The following is a 19,177-nucleotide window of genomic DNA, read 5'->3' as shown; positions in this document are numbered from 1 at the left end:
CTGGCGGCTGGCCGTCACCCGGCGCGGAACACCGCTCGGCTGAGATAGTGCCGCGACTGCCGATCGAAGCGTCCGAGCAGATCGCGGGCGGCAGGCGGGACAACGGAGGCGGACGGATCGCCGCCGGTGAAGGCCGACACTGCGGCGAAGTCCGTGAAAGTCATGGCGGTGAGAAATTCGCTGCCCTCGGCGGGGTCCAGCTCCTGCGGGGAACGACGCAGAACCCGAAGCTCCCGAAGCCCGGCCACCCCCCGGGCGAGGATCGCGGGCGCGATGTCCTGCGTCAACAGCCGATCGTAGGCGTCAGCGAGAGCGGGCTCCGTCCACCCGCTCCACAGTCGAAGAATCATGACAGCATGCTGTCATTCCAGTAGTAGGCTGTCAATATGCGGTAAGGTGCTGCCGATGACCGAACGGAAACAGGACCGGGTCGACGCGTATCGGCTGCTGGTGGCAGACGTGTACGAACTGGCAGGCGAGTCTCGGCGCTCAAGCGAGGAGCTCGCCCGAGAAGAGGGCCAAACTGCCGCCCGATGGCACGTGATGAGCGTGCTCTCCGACGGTGCCCGCACCGTCGCGAGCGCGGCGCGCAGACTCGGCCTCGCTCGACAGAGCGTGCAGCGAGTGGTCGACGACCTGGCCCGTGCCGGGATGGTGGAGTTGCACGACAACCCCGATCACCGCCGCGCGCCACTGGTGACACTCACGACGGCAGGGCTGGCCACGCTCACCGGCCTCCTGGAACGCTCCGACGCCGACCGCCGGGACGCCGTGGAACGAGCCGGCCTCAGCCTCAGGGATCTCGAGAATGCGCGCGCGACGCTCAGGCGGTTGGTGGACGCCCTGCAGAGCCGGTGAACCGCCGCGACACTCACCTCACCTGCTCCCGGGCCGTCAGTCGTCGGCGACGGCCACCGGCTCCGAGCCGATGCAGCGCACCTTCAACTCGTACTCCCGGGTGGGCCCCTGGAACGTGACCTCGACGTCGTCGTCCGGGCCCCGGTCCACGTCCCTGACCCGGTAGCCCTGCGCGGGCGCCCAGGAGACGAGGCGTACTCCACCGGCACCGCACTCGGCCACGGCCGTGCCGCCCTCGGTGGCGAACCCCCGGCGGACCCCGGAGCTCGCGCTCGGTGTGGGACTCGTCGTGCCCGGCCCGACGGAGCCGGTGCCCGTCGTGCCGGTGGGCACCGGCTCCGGCGAGGCGAGCGCCCGTTCGATCTCGGCCTCGCTGCGCACCCCACCCGGTGTGCCGGTGAGGCTCTCGCCCACCAACCGGATCGCGCCCAACCCGATCAGGGTCGCCACGGCGACGGTGGCCACCCACCCGGCGGCGACGAGAATCGAACGACGGCCCATGCTCTGACTATCCCCGATCCCTCCTTGTCGTTGGCACATCCGGACGCTAAGGCATAGTTAACGTGCGCCTCGCTGACAGCGGTAGCGGTTAGCCTCCCAGCTGTGGCCCGCCTGTTGCTCATCGAGGACGACCTGACCATCCGTACCCCGCTGATCCGTGCCCTGCGGGAACGCGGCCATGCGGTGGCCGCGGCCTCGACCGCGATGGCCGGGCTCCGCGACGCACTGGAGGACCGTCCCGACCTCGTCGTGCTCGACCTGGGCCTGCCCGACCTGGACGGACGCGAGCTGCTGCGGATGCTGCGCGCGGTCAGCTCGGTGCCGGTCATCGTGGCCACCGCCCGCGACGACGAGGCCGAGATCGTACGGGTGCTCGACGCCGGTGCCGACGACTACGTGGTCAAGCCGTTCACGGCGGCGCAGCTCGACGCCCGCGCCCGGGCGGTGCTGCGGCGGGGGCCCTCCGGTGCCGACGCGCAGGACCCGGCGCTCGTCGTCGGCGGGCTGCGCGTCGACCCCCGGGCCCGGCAGGTCACCCTGGACGGGGTGGTGGTCGAGCTGACGCCGCGCGAGTTCGACCTGCTGCACCACCTCGCCGGCCGGCCCGGCCAGGTGGTCACGAAACGTGAACTGCTCACCGAGGTCTGGCAGATCCCCTACGGGGGTGCCGACAAGACCGTCGACGTGCACCTGTCCTGGTTGCGTCGCAAGTTGGGGGAGAACGCCCAGCAGCCTCGCTACCTGCACACCGTGCGCGGTGTCGGGGTGCGTCTCGAAGCGCCGGCGGCGCAGCCGTGAGGGCACGGCTCGCGTTGCTGGTCGCCGCGGTCAGTGTGCTGACCCTCATCGCTTTCCTGGTGCCGCTGGCGCTGCTGGTCCGCACTGTCGCCGAGGACCGGGCCACCGTTCGGGCCACCGCTGACGCGCAGAGTCTCGTGCCGGTGGTCGGCACCGCCGACGCGGCGACCATCCGGCTCACCGTCGAGCAGCTCGCCGCGGAGTCCGGTCGGCCGGTGAGCGTGTTCCTGCCGGACGGCACGGTGCTTGGCGCCCAGACCCCCCGTACGCCGGCGGTGGCCCTGGCCGCGCGTGGGCAGAGCCTCACCGGGGAGTCGGCGGCCGGCCGGGAGGTGGTCATCGCCGTGCAGGGCCGGGCGGACGGCACCGGCGTGATCCGGATCGTGGTGCCGCAGCACGAACTGACCGCCGGGGTCACCCGGGCCTGGCTGGTGCTCGCGCTGCTCGGCGTGATCCTCGTGCTGATCGGGCTGCTGGTCGCCGACCGGCTGGCGCGCACCCTGGTCCGGCCGATCAGCGACCTCTCCGCCGTCTCGCACCGGCTCGCCAACGCCGAGCTGGACGCCCGGGTCACCCCGGCCGGCCCGCCCGAGCTGCGCGAGGTGGCTGGTGCGCTCAACCACCTCGCCACCCGGATCCAGGTGCTCCTCGTCCAGGAACGCGAGCAGGTCGCCGACCTGTCCCACCAGTTGCGGACACCGCTGACGGCGTTGCGGCTGGAGGCGGAGTCGCTGCGCGACCCGGAGGACGCGGTCCGGATCACCGCCGCCGCCGACGGTCTCGAACGTGCGGTCACCGGGCTGATCCGGCAGGCCCGGTGGCGGCACTCACCGGCGGGCCCGGCCGCCTCGGACGCGGCGGCGATCGTCGCCGACCGGGTCGCGTTCTGGTCGGTGCTGGCCGAGGACACCGGCCGGGCCGTCACCCTCGACCTGGCACCCGGGCCTCTCCCGGTCGGTGTGGCAGCGGACGACCTCGCGGCGGCCGTCGACGCCCTGCTCGGCAACGTCTTCGCGCACACCCCCGATGGAACGTCGTTCGCCGTCCGGCTCGCCCCGGACGCGGGGGAGGTGGTCCTCAGCGTCGCCGACGAGGGGCCGGGCATGCCGGACGGCGCCGTCCGCCGGGGCGCGAGCGCGGCCGGCTCCACCGGCCTCGGCCTGGACATCGCCCGCCGCGCCGCGCAGGCCGCCGGCGGTCGCCTGGAGTTGCGGACCGCCCCGCGGGGCGGGGGACAGGTGCTGCTGCGGCTCGGACCACCGACGTCACCGCGGCAGGCATAGCCGCTGCGGTCCCGGGTAGCTGCGAGTCATGGCGCGGTACACGAAACCCGAGCTCAGAGAGCAGATCAAGGAAGAGATCAAGTCCTCCGACAAGGGCGGCCGGCCGGGACAGTGGTCGGCGCGCAAGTCGCAGCTGGTCACCCAGGAGTACAAGAAGCGCGGCGGGGGATTCCTCGGCGAAAAGGACGAGCGGCAGAAGTCGCTCCAGCGCTGGGGCAACGAGAAGTGGCAGACGAAAGAGGGCGACACGCGGGCGCGCAAGGGCGACACGACGAGCCGCTACCTGCCCAAGAAGGCCTGGGACGAGATGTCGGAGAGCCAGAAGCGCGCGACCGACACCAAGAAGCGCGAAGCCTCCCGCACCGGCAGGCAGTACGTCGCGAACACCGGCCCGGCCAAGCGAGCGCGTCGAGACGCCACCACGGCCGGTCGGATGACCGAGATGTCGGTCGCCGAGGCGGCCAAGCTGGTCCGGGGCCTCGACACGCGACAGCTCAAGACCGCACTGCGCAACGAGCGTGCCAGCAAGGACCGCAAGACGCTCGTCCAGCGGCTCGAAGCGGAACTCAACCGGCGCGGCTGACCTGCCCGTCGACCGCCTTAACCTGGCCTTAGCGTCCCGACAGCGCGCTGCTATCCCGATTTGACCGATCCTCGGAGTCGACAACCGAGGAAAGGTGGACACCACCATGAAGCGCACCAATCTGCTTCTGGCGACGGTCGGCGGTTCGGCGGTGCTGGCGGTGGCCGGGGTCGCGCTGGGCGTCAACGCCGCGAACGACTCGCGGACCGGCGGCACGACGCTCGCCGCGGCGACCGTCGCACCGACGGCCACGGACGCGCCCGGGACCAGCGGTTCGCCGTCGGCCAGCGGCACGCCGTCGGCCGAGACCCCATCGGGTACGCCGTCCAGCGGCACGCCGTCAGCTGGCACCTCGCCGGCGGGTAGCGCGGTCGACGAGAAGCGTGCCGGTGAGATCGCGCTCGCCAAGGCCGGTGGCGGTCAGATCGTCGAGGTCGAGTCCGAGCAGGAGCACGGTCGACCGGTGTGGAGCGTCGAGATCGTCGCTGGCGACATCGAGCACGAGGTGGACGTCGACCGGGACAACGGTTCAGTGGTCAAGGCCGAGCAGGAGCCGGTCGACGGCGACGATGACGCCGACGACAAGGACGACGACAACGACGACGACGACGACAACGACAACGACAACGACGACGACAACGACGACAACGACAACGACGACGACTGACCGTCCGGCGCCGCCGCCCGTCACGGGATCCCCCGGGCGGGCGGCGGCTCTGGTCGTGGAGCAGGCGTGCCTCAGATGGCGACGCGTTGCTCCTTCACCGTCGGCTGGTCCTGGTCGAACTGGGTGCGGTACAACTCCTGATACCGGCCGCCGGCGTCGAGCAGGTCGCCGTGTCGCCCACGCTCGACGATGCGTCCGTCTTCGACGACGAGGATCTGGTCGGCCGCCCGGATGGTGGAGAGTCGGTGTGCGATGACCACGCTCGTGCGGCCGGTCAGGGCTTCGGCGAGAGCCTCCTGAACCGCGGCCTCGGAGGTGGAGTCGAGATGCGCGGTGGCCTCGTCGAGGATGACCACGCGCGGACGGGCCAGCAGCAGCCGCGCGATGGTGAGCCGTTGCCGTTCCCCGCCCGACAACCGGTACCCGCGTTCACCGACGACGGTGTCGAGCCCATCGGGAAGTGTGCGGATCAGGTCGTCGAGGCGGGCCCGCTGGAGCACCTCCCACATCTCGTCCTCCGTGGCGCCCGGCTGAGCGAACGCCAGGTTGGCGCGGATGCTCTCGTGGAAGAGGTGCCCGTCCTGGGTGACGACGCCCAGCGCCGTCCGGATCGACTCGGCTGACAGGTCGCGTACGTCGACGTCGGCCAGCCGCACCGCGCCGTCCTCGACGTCGTACAGGCGGGGGACGAGCTGCGCGATCGTCGACTTGCCCGCCCCGGAGGAGCCGACGAGGGCGACCATCTGCCCCGCCTCGGCGCGGAACGACACACCGTGCAGCACTTCCTCGCCGCCGCGGGCATCGAGCTTCACCACATCTTCGAGAGACGCGAGCGACACCTTGTCCGCCGACGGGTAGCCGAACCGTACGTCGTCGAACTCCACAGCGACAGGCCCGTCGGGAAGCGGGCGGGCGTCGGGCCGGTCGAGGATCAGCGGCTTGATGTCGAGGATCTCGAACACCCTCTCGAAGCTCACCAGAGCGCTCATCACCTCCACCCGGGCGCTGGCCAGCGAGGTCAACGGCGCGTAGAGGCGCGACAGCAGCAGCGCCAGGGCGACCACGGTGCCGGCGTCGAGGCTGCCCCGGAGTGCGTAGAGACCACCCAGCCCGTAGACCAGGGCCAGCGCCAGCGAGCCGACGACGGTGAGCGCGGTGATGAAGACCCACTGGAGCATGGCGGTACGGATGCCGATGTCCCGCACCCGACGCGCCCGTGCCGCGAACTCGGCGGACTCCTCGGCCGGCCGCCCGTACAGCTTGACCAGGGTCGCGCCGGGCGCGGAGAAGCGTTCCGTCATCCGCGTGCTCATGGCCGCGTTGTGCTCGGCCGCCTCACGCTGCAACTGGGCGAGCTTCGAACCCATCCGGCGCGCCGGGAGAACGAAGATGGGCAGCAGCACGAGCGCCAGCACCGTGATCTGCCACGAGAAGCTGAGCATCACCGCCAACGTCAGTGCCAGGGTGACCGCATTGCCGACCACCCCGGACAGCGTGTCGCTGAAGGCCCGCTGCGCACCGATCACGTCGTTGTTCAGGCGGCTGACCAGCGCTCCGGTGCGCGTCCTGGTGAAGAACGCCACCGGCATGCGCTGCACGTGGTCGAAGACGGCCGTCCGCAGCTGGACGATGAGCCCCTCACCGATGCTGGCGGAATGGAACCGCGTCACCAGACCCAGGCCGGCTTCGGCCAGGGCGATCACGGCGATCAGCACCGCCAACCGGATCACGACGCCGCTGTCGGCGCCGTCCACGATAGCCTCGACCACCCGTCCGGCGAGGACGGGTGCCGCCACCGTGAGGACCGCCGTCACCACGCTCAGCAGCAGGAACCTGACGATCAGGGCCCGGTGCGGCCGCGCGAACTCCACGATGCGCTTCAGGGTGACACGGGACAGTGGTCGTTCTTCCTGCGCGTTCATCGCGTGGTGCAGAGACGTCCACGCGGTAAATTCCATGCTCATGCCTTACCTCCGATATCGGAGGTTAGGACCTCACCCGAGCTTGAGGTCAAGTCACCGCGCGGGGCGTTCCAGTTCGGCGCGGATCTGACCGAACACACCTCGCGGGTCATCCGTCCGGGTGAAACCGACGAGGGTCACCATGCCGATGGTGTGCTGATCACTCCACACGCAGACGTCGACCGGGATGCCCGTCCCGGCCTGACCGGTGCCGCAGCCGGCCACCCCGCCCAGCGAGCCCGGCACGACCGACCCCACGTCGGTGACCTTCGGCAGCCCGGCGAAGATCTTGTTCAGTGTCGCGGTCGGGTCGGTGATCGTGCCGGACACCGCGCTGATCAGGATGACCCGCTGGTCATCGCTGGGGATGTGCAGCCCGCGCTCACGGGAGTATACCTCTTCGGCCCGGACGTAGGCGGTGCCCATCGCGCTGGTGGGCCCAGCGGTGAGCAGCTTCTTGAAGTTGCCCATCTGCTGCTCGGCGTGGTCGTGGAAACCCCGATCCACGGATTCGGTCCAGGTGCCCAGGAGCTTGGCCGGTTTATCGATGCGCATCGCCGCAGCGGGGGCCGACGACTGCATGGCCGCTGCCGGCGCCGGAGTGTCGGACTGCCCCGAACACCCGGTCGTGAACAACAGGATCGCCGACGTCAGCGCGCCGACGATGGTTGGGCCAACCGGCATCGTGCGCGTCATTGAGTCCCGTCCCCGTCTAGATTTCGCGCGAAAGATATCGCACGCCCGCTGTCCCGTTACTGGTGACCCGCTTGCGCGACGTGGTGGTCGCCACCACCCCGGATTTTGTGTTCACTGACTGGACGTAAACGCGGTCCTTCCCCTACCGGCGCTGTGACGGCTGAGCCGTTGCTCAGTCGAGCCAGCAGATCACCGCAGCACCATCCCTGGCGGCTGCAGCGAAGAAGCTCTGGACGCCTGGCAGATAGTGGGCCACCCAGGCAAGTTTCCCGGGGCCTTCCCAGGGCCCGGGGTAGATATCGGCCCGGTTCAACTCCTGCGGGTCGACGCCCCGAATGAGGCCGTCTTCGGTGAGCGCGGCCAGTTGCGAGGCTGCCGTCGCTACTTGGGTCGGTGTCAGATAGGAAGGCGGCCCGTAGCCCCAGTCGTCTTCGAGGTTTTCCAGGAAATCGAACATCTCCTCGCTGTCGGGCTCGACGTCTGGCAACTCCACGAACCGCTCCGCGCCCGAGACCAGCGGAATCTCGAAGCCCAGCCGATCAAGTAGGAAATCAAGCCCGTCCCATGCCTTGTCGGTGGCAGCCCAGCGTTCGGAGTTGTCGTCCCGTTGCGTCATGGCGAGTTCGTACGCCCAGCCGAGGTCGGCCCTCGCCTGCTCAAGTTCGTCCGGGGAAACGCGCAGCCAGTTGCCGTTCATACTCACCACGGCAGGCTAAACGCTGGTTACGACAGTTCCCCCAACAGCAGGCAAAGGTGTCGGCAACGTGGCGGCGCACTGTAATACCGCAAGGTGCTCGTCACCGAGTGCCGTCGGCGCCGGTCGCCGGCGTCCGGGGCGCTGAGATCCGTGCATCAACCATGTCGCGGCACCGCGCCGTGATGCCGCCTTGTGTGATCCTGAGCCGGGTCCGTGATGCACCGAGGCGTCTCCGAATGCGCCGGTGCGCCGGAGAGTAAGCAGAGGAGCCGTAGGCTCTGCGATCGTGCACAGCACCCTGACCGAGCACGCGCGGTGCCTCTACGGCGACGAGTACCGGCCTGCGTTGCAGTGTGGCCCGGACCACCAGGAGCACTACTTCGTCGAAGAGCTGACCTTCGCGGACGCGGAGACCATTCTCGCGATGCTGCGGGAACTCTGCCCGAACCTGGTCGACGGACTTCTGCCGGTCTGGGTCCGCAATCTCGCTTACCGGCTTGCGCTCCTGCAGCGGCCGAACCAGCCGGCGCTCATGCGCGAGGCGGCCGACAGCCTGTACATGCACGGTCCCGATTGGGACAACCTTGCGACAGAGCTGCGCAGCCAGGCCGACGCGCTGGAAGGCCGCTGACTAGGACAGATGATGCACGTCTGAACGTGCGCCTGACCGAGGTCAGCTCCACCGATCTGCCGCGAGGCGCGCGTAAGGGCTCGGGCTACTCGCTTGCGGAGTCCCAGGCGTCTTCGAAGGTGGTTCGCGTGATGACGAACGGGCTCCAGTCCTCGTCAGGATCATCCAGGCTCGCCTGCCCGAGGCCGCCGAACTGGTCTTCGTCATATCCGGGCCCGTACCGGAGAACCGGGCCACGCTCGTACACCTCAATCTGCCGGACCGGCCAACCGTCGTCATCCACCTCGAAATACCAGACCGAGTGCCCCCAAGCATCGAACTCGTCGCCACGCAACTCGTCCCAGCAACGACGGTAAAAGCGGGTCACGGCCGTAAGCGTAGATCCACTCATGCACGGATCTGCCGCCGACAGGCCTATTGGAGCGGCTGTACGTCCAACGGTGCCGTGATCGCGAAGTTCTTGTCGATCGCTTCAACCAGGGTGGCTTCGCGCTGCTGCAGTCCTACTCGCGTGGCCCATCGGGTGAGGGCATTGAGGAAGCCGACCAGGTCTCGGTGCGCGCCGTTCAGTAGCCCGGGTAGCGCGCGGTGTGGAAGGTCGACGTGGACGCCCGCCCACCGGCCGCGATGCCGGTTCGGGCCGCCGTCCTGCCATACCCGCAGATCGTCGCTGACGATTTCGACCTCCGGACCCGGGTCATGTCCCAGCCACGGCGAGTTGCCGATCAACACCTGCGCCCAGTCGCGCCAGTCCTCCAGCCCGGCACAGCAGCCCGGCGTCACCACCGTCCCGGTAGTGCTGTCACGAATCCGTAGGCCGCCGGCAGCAATGAGGAAGTCCTCAGCCAGCAGCGCGTTCACGACCTCGTCGCGACCGCCGGGAGGCAGAACCTCGATCCGATTGACGAGTGACTCGCGGTCGCCGCCGCCACAAAGCCCGGCCCGAACGCTGAACGACCGTGGACAGGCGGGCGAGGCCGCGACCGTGCTGATCGGGACAGCGTTGAACGACGGTGACCATGCGTTCGTGGAGCACTGGTGCATGGAGGTCGCAACGCGAGCCGCAGCCGACAACCCGTTGCTCGGACTCGCCGGCCCGTGTCTCGGACATACCGCTTGGCGCTTCGGCGTTCTCACCGAGGAGGCAGTTGGCTTGGCGAAGTCCCTGGCGGCGCGTTCGGAGACCGATCCGTCAGATGTGGACGGTCCGGCCCTCGTCGTCGGACGGTTTGTCGTCACGTGTGGAACGCGGATGCGGTCAGGACCGAGATGAATCCGGGCTGTCACTGCACTGCCGGCGGAGCGCTTCCCACGATAGATAACCTAACAACGATTTTGTGGAATCGGTATCGGGCAGACGACCGACTGCGCAGGTCAGCGGCGGTGGCTAAGTTCGCCCAATGCCCACGAACATGATCAGTGCGAGTTCCGCTGGCACGGCGGCGTTCTACTTCTCACCGCTGCGGTCGGCCAACGAGTTGATCAATAGTGCGCTGTCGCCGTACGCCGCTGGCCTGGTCATCACGACCAAAGTCGGGCCGGGCCGCGACCCCTCGGGGGAATGGCTGCCGTTGGCCCGGCCGGACCAGTTGCGCGGGCAGGTCGAGGAGAACCTGCGTCAGCTCGGCCGCGACCACCTGGATGTGGTGAACCTGCGCCAGCACGGACTGGACTCGGTCGCGGAGCACTTCGGCGCGCTGGCCGAGCTGCGCGACGCCGGTCTGATCCGGCATCTCGGCCTGTCCAATATTCGCCCGCAGCACCTCGCGCAGGCGCAGGCGATCGCCCCGGTGGTCTGCGTGCAGAACACGTACGGTGTCGACACCCGACGCATGCACGACCAGTTCGTGCGTACCTGCGGCGACCAGGGTGTCGCGTTCGTGCCGTTCTTCGCGATCGCCGGCGACGGACGTGAGGCCGGCGGCGTGGCCGCCAACGCGGCAGTTCAGGCCGTCGCGCGTACGCACGGCGCGACGCCGGCACAGGTGCGTATCGCGTGGACCCTCAGCCGCGGCCCGCACCTGCTGGCCATCCCCGGTACCGGCAACCCCGATCACCTGGTCGAGAACCTGGCCGCCGGGGCGCTGGTCCTGTCGCTGGACGATTTGGCCAGCCTCGAGTAGCGGCCCGGCAGGATGCGGCCCTGCTGCGAAGCCGCGACCCTCCGACGGAAGGTCCGTCCCTGTGCAGGCAGCGACAACGCCCATTCCCATCCCGCCGCCCGACAGCTCGTGGCTCGTTGCCCGAGGACTCATCCCCGATCATGGCCCTCGGCGCGTCCTGGCCGTCGCGGCCTTCGTCAACATGCTCGGAAGCGGCATCTTCATGGCCAGCGCCGTGCTCTTCTTCACCCGATCCGTCGGGCTTCCCCTTGCGCAGGTCGCTCTGGGCATGGGCATCGCAGCGTTCGTCGGGATGCTCGCCGGGATCCCGGTGGGGCATCTCGCCGATCGGCGGGGGCCGCGCGAGATCTATCTGCTGACTCTGATCATCCGTGCCGCCACCATGGCCGCCCTGGCCTTCGTGCACACGTTCTGGCTGTTCGTCGTCCTGGTCTGCCTGACCCAGCTCGCCCACTCAGCCGGCGGGGCGTCTCGCGGTCCGCTGGTGCGGGGCTTCGGCGGCACGCACCTGGCCCGGTACCGGGCCTATCTGCGTTCGGTCGCCAACCTCGCCGGATGTTGTGGCGCCCTCGCCGCGGGCGCCGCAGTGCAATTGGACACCCGTGCGGCCTACCTGGCCCTGGTCGTCGGCAACGCCATCAGTTTCGTGGCATGCGCCGCGATCATCACTCGGCTGCCCTCGTTGCCGCCCATTCCAGTGCCCCAGACGACCGGGCGCTGGATCGCGCTGAAGGACAAGCCCTATCTGGCAGTCACCGCGCTGGACGCCATCCTGGGAATTCAGGGCCAGGTGCTGGTCTTCGCGCTGCCGGTGTGGATCGTCTCGCAGACCCACGCGCCGCGCTGGTTCGTCGGAGTGGCCGTGCTGGTCAACACCGCCCTCGTGGCGTCGCTCCAGGTCAGAGCGAGCCGGGGGATCGACACCAGTCCAGCGGCCGGTCGGGCCATGCGCCGCTCCGGGGTGGCGTTCCTGATCGGGATGGCCCTGATCGCCGCCACGGCGGCGATGCCCGGCTGGCTCGCCGTTACGGTGATGACGCTGGGGGTCGCTGCGCACACCGTCGGCGAGCTGTGGCAGGCGGCGGGCTCACTCGAGTTGCAGTTCCGGTTCGCCCCTGCGCACGCGCAGGGGCAGTACACGGGAATCTCCGGGCTCGGCACGGGCCTGGCCAACGTCGCCGCACCCTCCTTACTGGGCCTGCTCTGCATCGCCTGGGGTGCCCCCGGATGGCTGCTGATGGGTGGCATCTTCGTCGCGGTCGGGCTCGCCGCCCCGGCGGTCGTCCGGTGGGGCGAGCGAACGCGTCCGCACTCAGCGGGGACCGTCTAGAGACCAGCGATCGCGGGCGGCAGCAGCGCGGGAGGTGCGCGTCGACGGCGGCGCAGAAGGGCCCGATGCCCGGCATCAGCGCGACCGGCTACTCGTGGACTGGTCCCGAGGGCATGCCTCGTCACCCGGACAGGAGTGATTGCTCTCTGCTGGTGGTGTCTATGTCCGTCGGTGGTAGTGGTTGCGGCGGGGGAGTTGGTCGGGGTCGAGCCAGGCCGGGGGCACGAACTCCGGATGGCCGTCGTCGCCGAGTCGGACGGTCCAGTCGTTGTGGTGGAGGTGTCGGTGGTGGTGGCCGCAGAGTAGGACGGCGTTGTTGAGGTTGGTGGGGCCGCCGTCGGCCCAGTGGTGGATGTGGTGGGCGTCGCACCAGCGGGGTGGTCGGTCGCAGCCGGGGAAGGCGCAGCCGCGGTCGCGGAGCACGAGGGCGCGGCGTAGTGGGCCGGTGATGAGGCGGCGTTGCCGGCCCACGTCGAGGACCTGACCGCTGCCGCCGAGCACGGCGGGCAGGATCGCGGCGTCGCAGGCGAGTCGGCGCACTGTTTCCGGTGTGAGCCGCAGGCCGATGTCGAGCGCCCCATCGCCCAGTTGCCGGGTCAGCGCGTCGTAGCTGGTGGTGACGACGACCTGGGCCGGATCGCCGCCGCTGTCGGGCAGCTCACCGGTGCGCAGGGCGAGGCGGCACACGTCGGCGAGGGCGTCGTGGCGGCGCTGCCCGGCGCAGCGCTGGTCGTCGGGGCCGGACGGGGCGGTCAGCGGGTCGATCGCGGCGCGCAGCAACGCGGCGGCCTCGGCGTCGAGGGTGCCGGTGAGGCGCAGCCGGCCGTCGGTCTGCTCGGAGACGGTGAGGTGCCGGTCGCGGGTCGCCCGGGCCGCCTCGGCTTCCAGAGCCGCCGCCGCGGCGGCGTCGGCGATGTCGGGTGCGACGTGGTCGAGGATGCGGGTGCCGAGCTTGCGCAGCAGCATGGGATCGAACTGCCCGGCCCAGTCAACCAGCACACCGACGGCCTTGTCGGCCACCTCCGGCCCGGCGGCCGTCTGCACAGTGGCGACGGTGTCGGCGATGACCCGCACCTGCTCCACGCTGACCGCGCCGGCCGCCAGCGCGCCCCGCACGGCCGGCGGGGCCGCGTCAACGCAGACCGCGAGATCGACCAACCGCCGGGCCGCGGGAATGGTCAACCGCAGTCGCTCACGCAACCAGACCGCGGTGCTGCACGCGCCCTGCGCGACCGCAGTGCCCCGACCGTCCACCTCCCGCACCAACGCCAGCTTCACGGCGGCGAGACGCTGCTCCAAGCGGTGCGCGGCATCGAGCGCCGCGACCAGCTTATCGTCGGCGAGGGCCCAGACGGCGTCGTCAACGCAGGCAGCGACCGCGTCGTCTGCCTGTGCCAACTCCTCGACCATGACCAGAGACTAGAACAGGTGTACGACAATTTTCAGTGGCAATGATCGATCGCTATGAGGCGGAGCCGAGAGGTTCCTGAGGGTTGTTGAAGGGCCTGGCCCAGGTGATGACGCGGTCGATGGAATCGCGGGTGAGACCGATCGTCGGGTCGGTGGTGATCAGCAAAGTGGGGCTGGTACGCCTCGCGGCCCAGACGTGGGCTTCGGACGAGTGAAGGTCGTCAATCCATGTTGCGGGCCGTTGCTGGGCGTAGGCGGCAATGAGTGGGATTTTCTCGCTGGGGTGGAGCGGTGTGCACGGCATGGTGACCACCGGCAGGGGAGTGATGTGCAGAAGCGGAGCGAGGAGTTGGTTTGCTTCATCGTTCCAGCTCGTGGCCCAGGCTATGTCCAGGATGGCACTCGCTTCGGTGATCCAGGTGCCGTGTACGGGGTTGACACGGACGGGTTCCTCTCCGGGGAACAGGCGGTGCTCGGTGTAGCCGGCCAGCGGTTGAGGACTGCCGTACGGGTTGAGGACACCGTCGATGTCGAGCAGCAGCAGGGGTCGGGTTATTCGCACGTCACGACGCCGTGTTCAGACGGAGGGGAGACGGTCGCTCCACCACCCGCGCGGCGAGGACCGGTACCGCCAGACGCGGACCACCGTCGCCACGCTCAACAGCGGGAGGCGGGAAGCGGCACTCGACCAGCGGCGACGGTCACAGGCCGGCGTGCATGGTCAGGCTCTGCCGCAGGTGGAGTTTCGGCCTGGACCCGACGATCGAGCCGACGACCTCGCCCCCACGGAACACCAGCAGTGTCGGCAGGGACATGACTGCGTAGCGCCGCGTGGCCTGCGGGTTGTCGTCGGAGTTGAGCTTGGCGATGACCATCCGGTCGCCGAACTCCTGTGCCAGCTCGACGAGGCTCTTCTCGATCATCTTGCACGGCGGACACCACTCCGCCCAGAAATCGACCACGACGGGCCGGTCGCTGGCCAGCACCAGCTCGGCGAACGTGTCGTCGGTGACGGTGATCAGGGAGCTGAGGCTCGTTTCCTGGGACATTTTTTCTCCCGGTGCTCGATGGCGTGGGTGAGCTGGGTGTGCAACTGCTGACGGACCGCTCCGAGCCGATCGAGGTAGTCGTCGACTTCGGCGAGCTTGCGCCGCAGCACCAGCACGGAATCCGGACAGACGTCACCGGACGCGTTGCCCGCTCGCAGGCAGGCGACGAACGGTCGGACGTCGTCGAGGCCGAAGCCGACGTCGAGCAGCGCCCGGATCTCCCGGACGACCCGCAGCTCCGCCTCGTCGTAGACGCGGTAGCCGTTCGCTGAGCGCTGCGGTTGTACCAGCCCGTGGGCTTCGTAGTAGCGCAGCGTTCGGGTGCTCGTGCCGGCCCGTTCCGCCAGCTCGCCGATCAGCATCAAACCTCCTCGACCAGCCTGTCGCGACCAGGCTAAACCTTGTCGTCAGCGTCAAGGCAAGGCTGCTCCCGAACCCAGGCCCGAGCCCAGGCCCAGCCCCGAGCCCAGGCCCAGCCCCGAGCCCAGGCCCAGCCCCGAGCCCAGGCCCAGCCCTGAGCCCAGGCCCAGCCCCGAGCCCAGGCCCAGGCATGGCTCAGGGCGCCGCGATGCGGCGCCCTGAGTCTCTGTGCGCTAGCCGATGCGGAACTGGTCGCCGTAGACGGCGAACACCAACGGCGTGGTCAGGTTGAAGTTGCCGTTGTTGAGGAACACTCGCTGGGCCGTGTCGACCCGGGACGTGTCCGAGTGGGCCGCTTCCTTCTTCATCTCGATGACCCGCTCGTCGAGGAAGGCGTTGAGCCAGGTCCGCTCGTCGCCGCCCTGCGCCGGGGGCTTCGCCCGAGCGAGGGCGCGGTTGCGGATCTGTCGCATCCCCTCGTACCCGTGCATGACCGCCGCGTCGTAGTAGGCGAACTGACCGAGCGCCCGGACCTGGTCGTTCTTTCCGTCGCGTACCGATGGGTTGAAGTAGACCCGGTCCCGCTCGGCCTCCTGTGCGGCCCGGAACACCGAGTCGTTGGCCGCGGTCCGCCAGTCGCGGGGGAAGTTGGGGTCCAGGCCGGAGTGCGAGGGGGTGCCGTTGACGGCGCGCAGCGCCGGCAGGTAGCCGGCCAGCACGTTGCCCGGCTTGGTGCGCGTGTACGCCTCGACCAGTTCGAGCATGTCGCCGGTGCCGGAGCAGAAGCCGATGATGCCGGCGGTGTAGCCGCGCCCGTCGCCGATGTCCTCGATGTAGGAGAACTGCGCGCGCCAGTCGAGCGAGGAGTTCTCCGCAGCCGAGACGAGCTGCATGGCGACGTCCTTCTTCGCCGGGTCGTCGAGGTTGGTCCCGGTCGGGGTGGTGGGCGTTGGGGTGCCGCCGCCGGGCAGGGTCCACTGCTGGTTGGTGGTGCCGCCGCAGGTCCAGATCTGCAACCGGGCGCCGTTCGCGGTGCTCCGGTCGGTGACGTCGAGGCACTTGCCGGAGCCGGTGTTGACGAGCGCGCCGTTGCTGGCGGTCCACTTCTGCGCGCCGGTGCCGTTGCAGTCGTACAACTGGATCTTGGCGCCGTTGGCGGTCGACGCGGCGGTCACGTCGAGACACTTGCCGAGTGCCCGGATCGAGTTGTCGGTGTTGCCGACGGTCCACGTCTGGGCCGCGCTGCCGTTGCAGTCGTAGAGCTGGACCGCCGTGCCGTTGGCCGAGTTGGCGGCGGCCACGTCGACGCACTTCCCGCCGAGGCCGGTGATCCGGCCGGCGGTCGCGGCGCTGGCCGACGGCAGACCGTAACCGATCGCGGCGACGCCCATCAGCAGGGCGCCCACGACGTAGGCGGCTGTTCTCCTGTGAACCATGGTGTTCCTCGGGGAAGGGGCGGCGTGCCGCCGGCCGGTCGGTGGCCCGGCGCGGCGGTTCGGCCCCGGCGGGCACCGCGAGCATCAGGAAACTGTATTAACAGATATCAGTACGTTCGTGTGTCGTCAATCGACGACCGCAGGCCGTGACGACGCATGTTCATCTCGTTGACAGGCACCCGAGAGCTCGATGCCCGGCCCGCCCAGTTGGATGTCGTCAGCAGTGCCGCGGTCCCGGGCGAGACGACCCGGGACGGCACCGACACGCAAGGAGCGTTCCATGGCAGTCCCCCTCCGCCGTACCCCGTCTCTGTGGGCCACGGCCGCCGCCGTGCTGGCCGTGGTGGCGTTGTCCGCCTGCGGCAGCGCCGACGCCGCCGACCCGGTCGGCGCGCCGAGCGCCGCCGCGCCAACCGAGGCCACGCCGACCGGCGCCGCGCTCCCGGCGGTCAAGGGCAAGCTGCGCGGGTACGGCACGGTGCGGCAGCTCAGTGAGGCTGCGGACCTGGTGGTACGGGGTGAGGTCGAGGCGACCGGGTTCCGGGTGGACGAGGTGCTGCGCGCGGCGAACGGATCGGCAGTCGGGGCCGGGACGCGGATCACGCTCGCCAGCCTGGATCGCGGCGTGGCGGACATGGCCCAGATGTCCACGCTCACGGCGGGTCAGGTCGTGGTGCTCTACCTCGCTAAGGACCCGGCGGCCCCGACGTTCCGCACGCTCAGCGGCGACTTCGGGGTGTTCGACGTGACCGGGACCGGTGATGACGCCGTCGCGATGTCCCGCTCGCAGACCATGGCCGTCAGCGGCCTGGTCGACGAGGACCCGGCCGTGTCCGGCCACGGCTTCCGCACCACCCTCGGCCAGCTCCGCGCCGTCGCAGCCCAGGTGAAGTAGGACGACGACTGGAACGCGGACGGCACCCACCGGGTGCCGTCCGCGTGCTCACTCTTCGCGGTAGGTGGCCAGATCGAAGTCGGCGTACGCACCGTCGCCGCCGAGGTCCTGCACCCACAGGCCCAGGAACGCCCCGGTGAAACCCCACGCCGCCGGCTCACCGTCGATGATCAGCGCGGCGTGCTCGTCGGACAGGATCGTCGCGTCCAGGTCGACCGGTAGCCGCTGCCAACCGGCGCCGAGGTCGTAGTCGAAACGCACCACCGGCCCGTCGAACACGGCCCGCAGGCCGACCTGGTCCACGCCGCTGGCGTCGACGGTCAGCTCGGGGTGCGGGGTGCGCCGCCCGTTGTCGGAACTGAGCAGCTCCAGTACCGTCCGCCCGTCATCGGCGCGGGTCAGGTAGAGGTGGTGCCAGTTGAGGGTGTTGTAGTAGGCGGTGATCCCGGCGAGCTGGCGGTGGTCGACCGGGTCGAACTCCAGCACGGTCTCCAGGGAGCAGTGCATCGCGCCGACGCGTCGCCCGACCAGGCTGGGGGCCTGTCGACCGACCGGTGACTGCCCGCCGTGGATGCGAAGGTGTGACGGGCGGCTGTGCAGGTCGACCCAGTCCGCGGTGGCCGGCCGGCGCAGCGTCGACCAGCACAGACCCAGCTCGGGGGCGTCGAAGTGGTCGGTGTCGGGCTCCGCCGGCCACGGGTGCGCGGGCAGGTCCGGTGCGACGACCTCGTCTGCCGGCACCCCTCCGGCGATCTGCGGCCAGCCGTCAGCCGGCCACTCGACCCGCTGGATCGCGGTCTCCCGGCCGAGCACACAACTGCCCAGCGGGGAGTAGGGGCGGCCCACCAGGTGGGCGAGGTACCACTCGCCGTCCTGCGTACGGACCAGGCTGCCGTGGCCCGCCTTCTGCAACCGCAGTTCGGGGCGGCCGACGGAGGTGAGCAGCGGACCGTCCGGGTCCACCTCGTACGGCCCGAACAGCTCCCGGGACCGCGCCACGGTGACCTGGTGCTCCCAGCTGGTGCCGCCCTCGGCGGTGATCAGCCAGTACCAGCCGTCGTGCCGGTAGATGTGCGGGCCCTCGGTGACCCCGACCGGGGTGCCGGTGAACAGGATGCGCGGCCGGCCGACCAGGCTGCGCGCGGCCCTGTCGTACTGCTGGATCTCGATGCCGCCGAAGCGGTCCCGGCCGGGTCGCCAGTCCGCGCTCATGCTCAGCAGCCAACTGGTGCCGTCGTCGTCGTGGAACAGCGCGGCGTCGAAACCGCGCCCGTGCAGTTTCACCGGATCCGACCAGGGGCCGGTGATGTCCTCGGCGGTGACCAGGAAGTTCTGTGGGTCCCAGTAGCCGCTGGCAAAGCTGGCGACGTCGCTGTAGACGAGGTGGAACTGGCCGTCGTGGTACGTCAGGTCGGGTGCCCACACCCCGTTGGAGTCACCGCAGCCTCGCAGGTCGAGCAGGCGGCGGTCGGTGATGACCCCGCCCAGGGTGCGCCAGTTCACGAGATCACGCGAATGGTGCACACGCACGCCCGGATACCACTCGAATGTCGAGGTGGCCAGGTAGTAGTCGTCCCCGACACGCAGGATCGACGGGTCCGGGTGGAACCCGGCGAGGACGGGATTGCGGATCGACCGGGTAGCGGTCGCCACGTTAGCGATGTCGGTCGACACGATGGCTCCTCTGGACGGGGCTGTCTGGAACTTCCGGAAACTTGCGGTCCCGGATCGCTGGAAGTCGTGACTACGCTAGCCGGTCTTTTCGCAATAGGACAGAGGTCTTGACCGTTGCGGAAACAGCTCGTAGCGTGCCGGCCATCGACCGGTAATACCGGCGAAGCTTTGAAAGTTCCGGAGATCCATAGGTTCCACCCCGCCGGCTCGGCCGGCGTCCGAGCA

Annotated in this window: 22 protein-coding genes; 9 read left to right on the top strand and 13 right to left on the bottom strand. The window is 69.8% G+C overall.

The window, feature by feature from the left end; genetic code table 11:
* Positions 1–14 precede the first annotated feature (14 nt).
* Positions 15–287: a hypothetical protein gene (locus CLT68_RS25505; protein WP_199177139.1), complete on the bottom strand. Its 273-nt coding sequence runs from the start codon at positions 285–287 to the stop codon at positions 15–17.
* 118 nt (positions 288–405) lie between these two features.
* Here CLT68_RS25505 and CLT68_RS25500 point away from each other — a divergent pair, with 118 nt between their 5' ends.
* Positions 406–858, top strand: a complete 453-nt coding sequence (locus CLT68_RS25500; RefSeq protein ID WP_099854703.1) for a MarR family winged helix-turn-helix transcriptional regulator — start codon at positions 406–408, stop codon at positions 856–858.
* A gap of 36 nt (positions 859–894) precedes the next feature.
* Here CLT68_RS25500 and CLT68_RS25495 read toward each other — a convergent pair whose 3' ends face one another.
* Entirely contained in the window at positions 895–1,359 is a 465-nt protein-coding gene (locus tag CLT68_RS25495) for a septum formation initiator (RefSeq protein WP_099854701.1), read from the bottom strand.
* A gap of 102 nt (positions 1,360–1,461) precedes the next feature.
* Between CLT68_RS25495 and CLT68_RS25490 the strand changes: the two genes are divergently transcribed.
* The 4 genes from CLT68_RS25490 (at position 1,462) to CLT68_RS25475 (ending at position 4,690) form a co-directional block, all read left to right on the top strand.
* Positions 1,462–2,157 carry a response regulator transcription factor gene (locus CLT68_RS25490; protein WP_099854699.1) on the top strand — a complete coding sequence of 232 codons (696 nt, stop codon included), beginning with the start codon at positions 1,462–1,464 and terminating at the stop codon, positions 2,155–2,157.
* Positions 2,154–3,440 (top strand): sensor histidine kinase, encoded by a 1,287-nt coding sequence (locus CLT68_RS25485; protein ID WP_099854697.1) that lies wholly within the window; start codon positions 2,154–2,156, stop codon positions 3,438–3,440. Before CLT68_RS25490 ends, CLT68_RS25485 begins: the two co-directional genes overlap by 4 nt.
* Before the next feature lie 28 nt (positions 3,441–3,468).
* Positions 3,469–4,023 (top strand): DUF5872 domain-containing protein, encoded by a 555-nt coding sequence (locus CLT68_RS25480; RefSeq protein ID WP_088948790.1) that lies wholly within the window; start codon positions 3,469–3,471, stop codon positions 4,021–4,023.
* A 106-nt stretch (positions 4,024–4,129) separates the two neighbouring features.
* Positions 4,130–4,690: a PepSY domain-containing protein gene (locus CLT68_RS25475; protein WP_099857618.1), complete on the top strand. Its 561-nt coding sequence runs from the start codon at positions 4,130–4,132 to the stop codon at positions 4,688–4,690.
* Positions 4,691–4,761: 71 nt separating this feature from the next.
* On the opposite strand, the gene CLT68_RS25470 is transcribed toward CLT68_RS25475, so the two are convergent.
* From CLT68_RS25470 to CLT68_RS25460, 3 genes are all read right to left on the bottom strand, one after another.
* Complete coding sequence (locus CLT68_RS25470; RefSeq protein ID WP_099854695.1) at positions 4,762–6,654, bottom strand: ABC transporter ATP-binding protein; 1,893 nt, start codon at positions 6,652–6,654, stop codon at positions 4,762–4,764.
* Between the two features lie 51 nt (positions 6,655–6,705).
* Positions 6,706–7,335 (bottom strand): hypothetical protein, encoded by a 630-nt coding sequence (locus tag CLT68_RS25465; protein ID WP_099854693.1) that lies wholly within the window; start codon positions 7,333–7,335, stop codon positions 6,706–6,708.
* A 184-nt stretch (positions 7,336–7,519) separates the two neighbouring features.
* Positions 7,520–8,044 carry a YfbM family protein gene (locus CLT68_RS25460; protein WP_099857616.1) on the bottom strand — a complete coding sequence of 175 codons (525 nt, stop codon included), beginning with the start codon at positions 8,042–8,044 and terminating at the stop codon, positions 7,520–7,522.
* 286 nt (positions 8,045–8,330) lie between these two features.
* Here CLT68_RS25460 and CLT68_RS25455 point away from each other — a divergent pair, with 286 nt between their 5' ends.
* Positions 8,331–8,675 carry a hypothetical protein gene (locus tag CLT68_RS25455; RefSeq protein WP_099854691.1) on the top strand — a complete coding sequence of 115 codons (345 nt, stop codon included), beginning with the start codon at positions 8,331–8,333 and terminating at the stop codon, positions 8,673–8,675.
* 85 nt (positions 8,676–8,760) lie between these two features.
* Here CLT68_RS25455 and CLT68_RS25450 read toward each other — a convergent pair whose 3' ends face one another.
* Both CLT68_RS25450 and CLT68_RS25445 read right to left on the bottom strand, forming a co-directional pair.
* Positions 8,761–9,042: a DUF6881 domain-containing protein gene (locus CLT68_RS25450; protein WP_486482316.1), complete on the bottom strand. Its 282-nt coding sequence runs from the start codon at positions 9,040–9,042 to the stop codon at positions 8,761–8,763.
* Positions 9,043–9,089: 47 nt separating this feature from the next.
* Entirely contained in the window at positions 9,090–9,536 is a 447-nt protein-coding gene (locus CLT68_RS25445) for a hypothetical protein (RefSeq protein ID WP_486482315.1), read from the bottom strand.
* Between the two features lie 539 nt (positions 9,537–10,075).
* Here CLT68_RS25445 and CLT68_RS25435 point away from each other — a divergent pair.
* Together CLT68_RS25435 and CLT68_RS25430 are read left to right on the top strand one after the other, a co-directional pair.
* Positions 10,076–10,798 (top strand): aldo/keto reductase, encoded by a 723-nt coding sequence (locus CLT68_RS25435; protein WP_099854686.1) that lies wholly within the window; start codon positions 10,076–10,078, stop codon positions 10,796–10,798.
* A gap of 61 nt (positions 10,799–10,859) precedes the next feature.
* Complete coding sequence (locus CLT68_RS25430; protein WP_486482314.1) at positions 10,860–12,128, top strand: MFS transporter; 1,269 nt, start codon at positions 10,860–10,862, stop codon at positions 12,126–12,128.
* A 159-nt stretch (positions 12,129–12,287) separates the two neighbouring features.
* On the opposite strand, the gene CLT68_RS25425 is transcribed toward CLT68_RS25430, so the two are convergent.
* The 5 genes from CLT68_RS25425 to CLT68_RS25405 all read right to left on the bottom strand — a co-directional run bounded on the left by CLT68_RS25425 (position 12,288) and on the right by CLT68_RS25405 (position 16,383).
* Positions 12,288–13,538 carry an HNH endonuclease signature motif containing protein gene (locus CLT68_RS25425; protein WP_099854681.1) on the bottom strand — a complete coding sequence of 417 codons (1,251 nt, stop codon included), beginning with the start codon at positions 13,536–13,538 and terminating at the stop codon, positions 12,288–12,290.
* 52 nt (positions 13,539–13,590) lie between these two features.
* Entirely contained in the window at positions 13,591–14,100 is a 510-nt protein-coding gene (locus CLT68_RS25420; RefSeq protein WP_486482313.1) for an HAD domain-containing protein, read from the bottom strand.
* A gap of 139 nt (positions 14,101–14,239) precedes the next feature.
* Positions 14,240–14,587 (bottom strand): thioredoxin, encoded by a 348-nt coding sequence (gene trxA / locus CLT68_RS25415; RefSeq protein WP_099854679.1) that lies wholly within the window; start codon positions 14,585–14,587, stop codon positions 14,240–14,242.
* Positions 14,557–14,949, bottom strand: a complete 393-nt coding sequence (locus CLT68_RS25410) for a MerR family transcriptional regulator (protein ID WP_099854677.1) — start codon at positions 14,947–14,949, stop codon at positions 14,557–14,559. The genes trxA and CLT68_RS25410 overlap by 31 nt, the downstream gene beginning before the upstream one ends.
* A gap of 231 nt (positions 14,950–15,180) precedes the next feature.
* Positions 15,181–16,383, bottom strand: a complete 1,203-nt coding sequence (locus tag CLT68_RS25405; RefSeq protein WP_199177138.1) for a chitosanase — start codon at positions 16,381–16,383, stop codon at positions 15,181–15,183.
* 280 nt (positions 16,384–16,663) lie between these two features.
* Here CLT68_RS25405 and CLT68_RS32915 point away from each other — a divergent pair, with 280 nt between their 5' ends.
* Positions 16,664–17,278 (top strand): hypothetical protein, encoded by a 615-nt coding sequence (locus tag CLT68_RS32915; protein WP_158240927.1) that lies wholly within the window; start codon positions 16,664–16,666, stop codon positions 17,276–17,278.
* A 48-nt stretch (positions 17,279–17,326) separates the two neighbouring features.
* Here the strand turns inward: CLT68_RS32915 and CLT68_RS25395 are convergent, their stop codons facing one another.
* The gene (locus CLT68_RS25395; RefSeq protein ID WP_099854673.1) at positions 17,327–18,952 is read right to left on the bottom strand and encodes a glycoside hydrolase family 43 protein; all 1,626 of its coding nucleotides are present in this window, start codon (positions 18,950–18,952) and stop codon (positions 17,327–17,329) included.
* Positions 18,953–19,177: the final 225 nt, after the last annotated feature.

The organism is Micromonospora sp. CNZ299 (genome assembly GCF_002754415.1).
The sequence above is the reverse complement of the archived record's forward strand: the minus strand, read 5'-3'. Positions and strand labels throughout refer to the sequence as shown.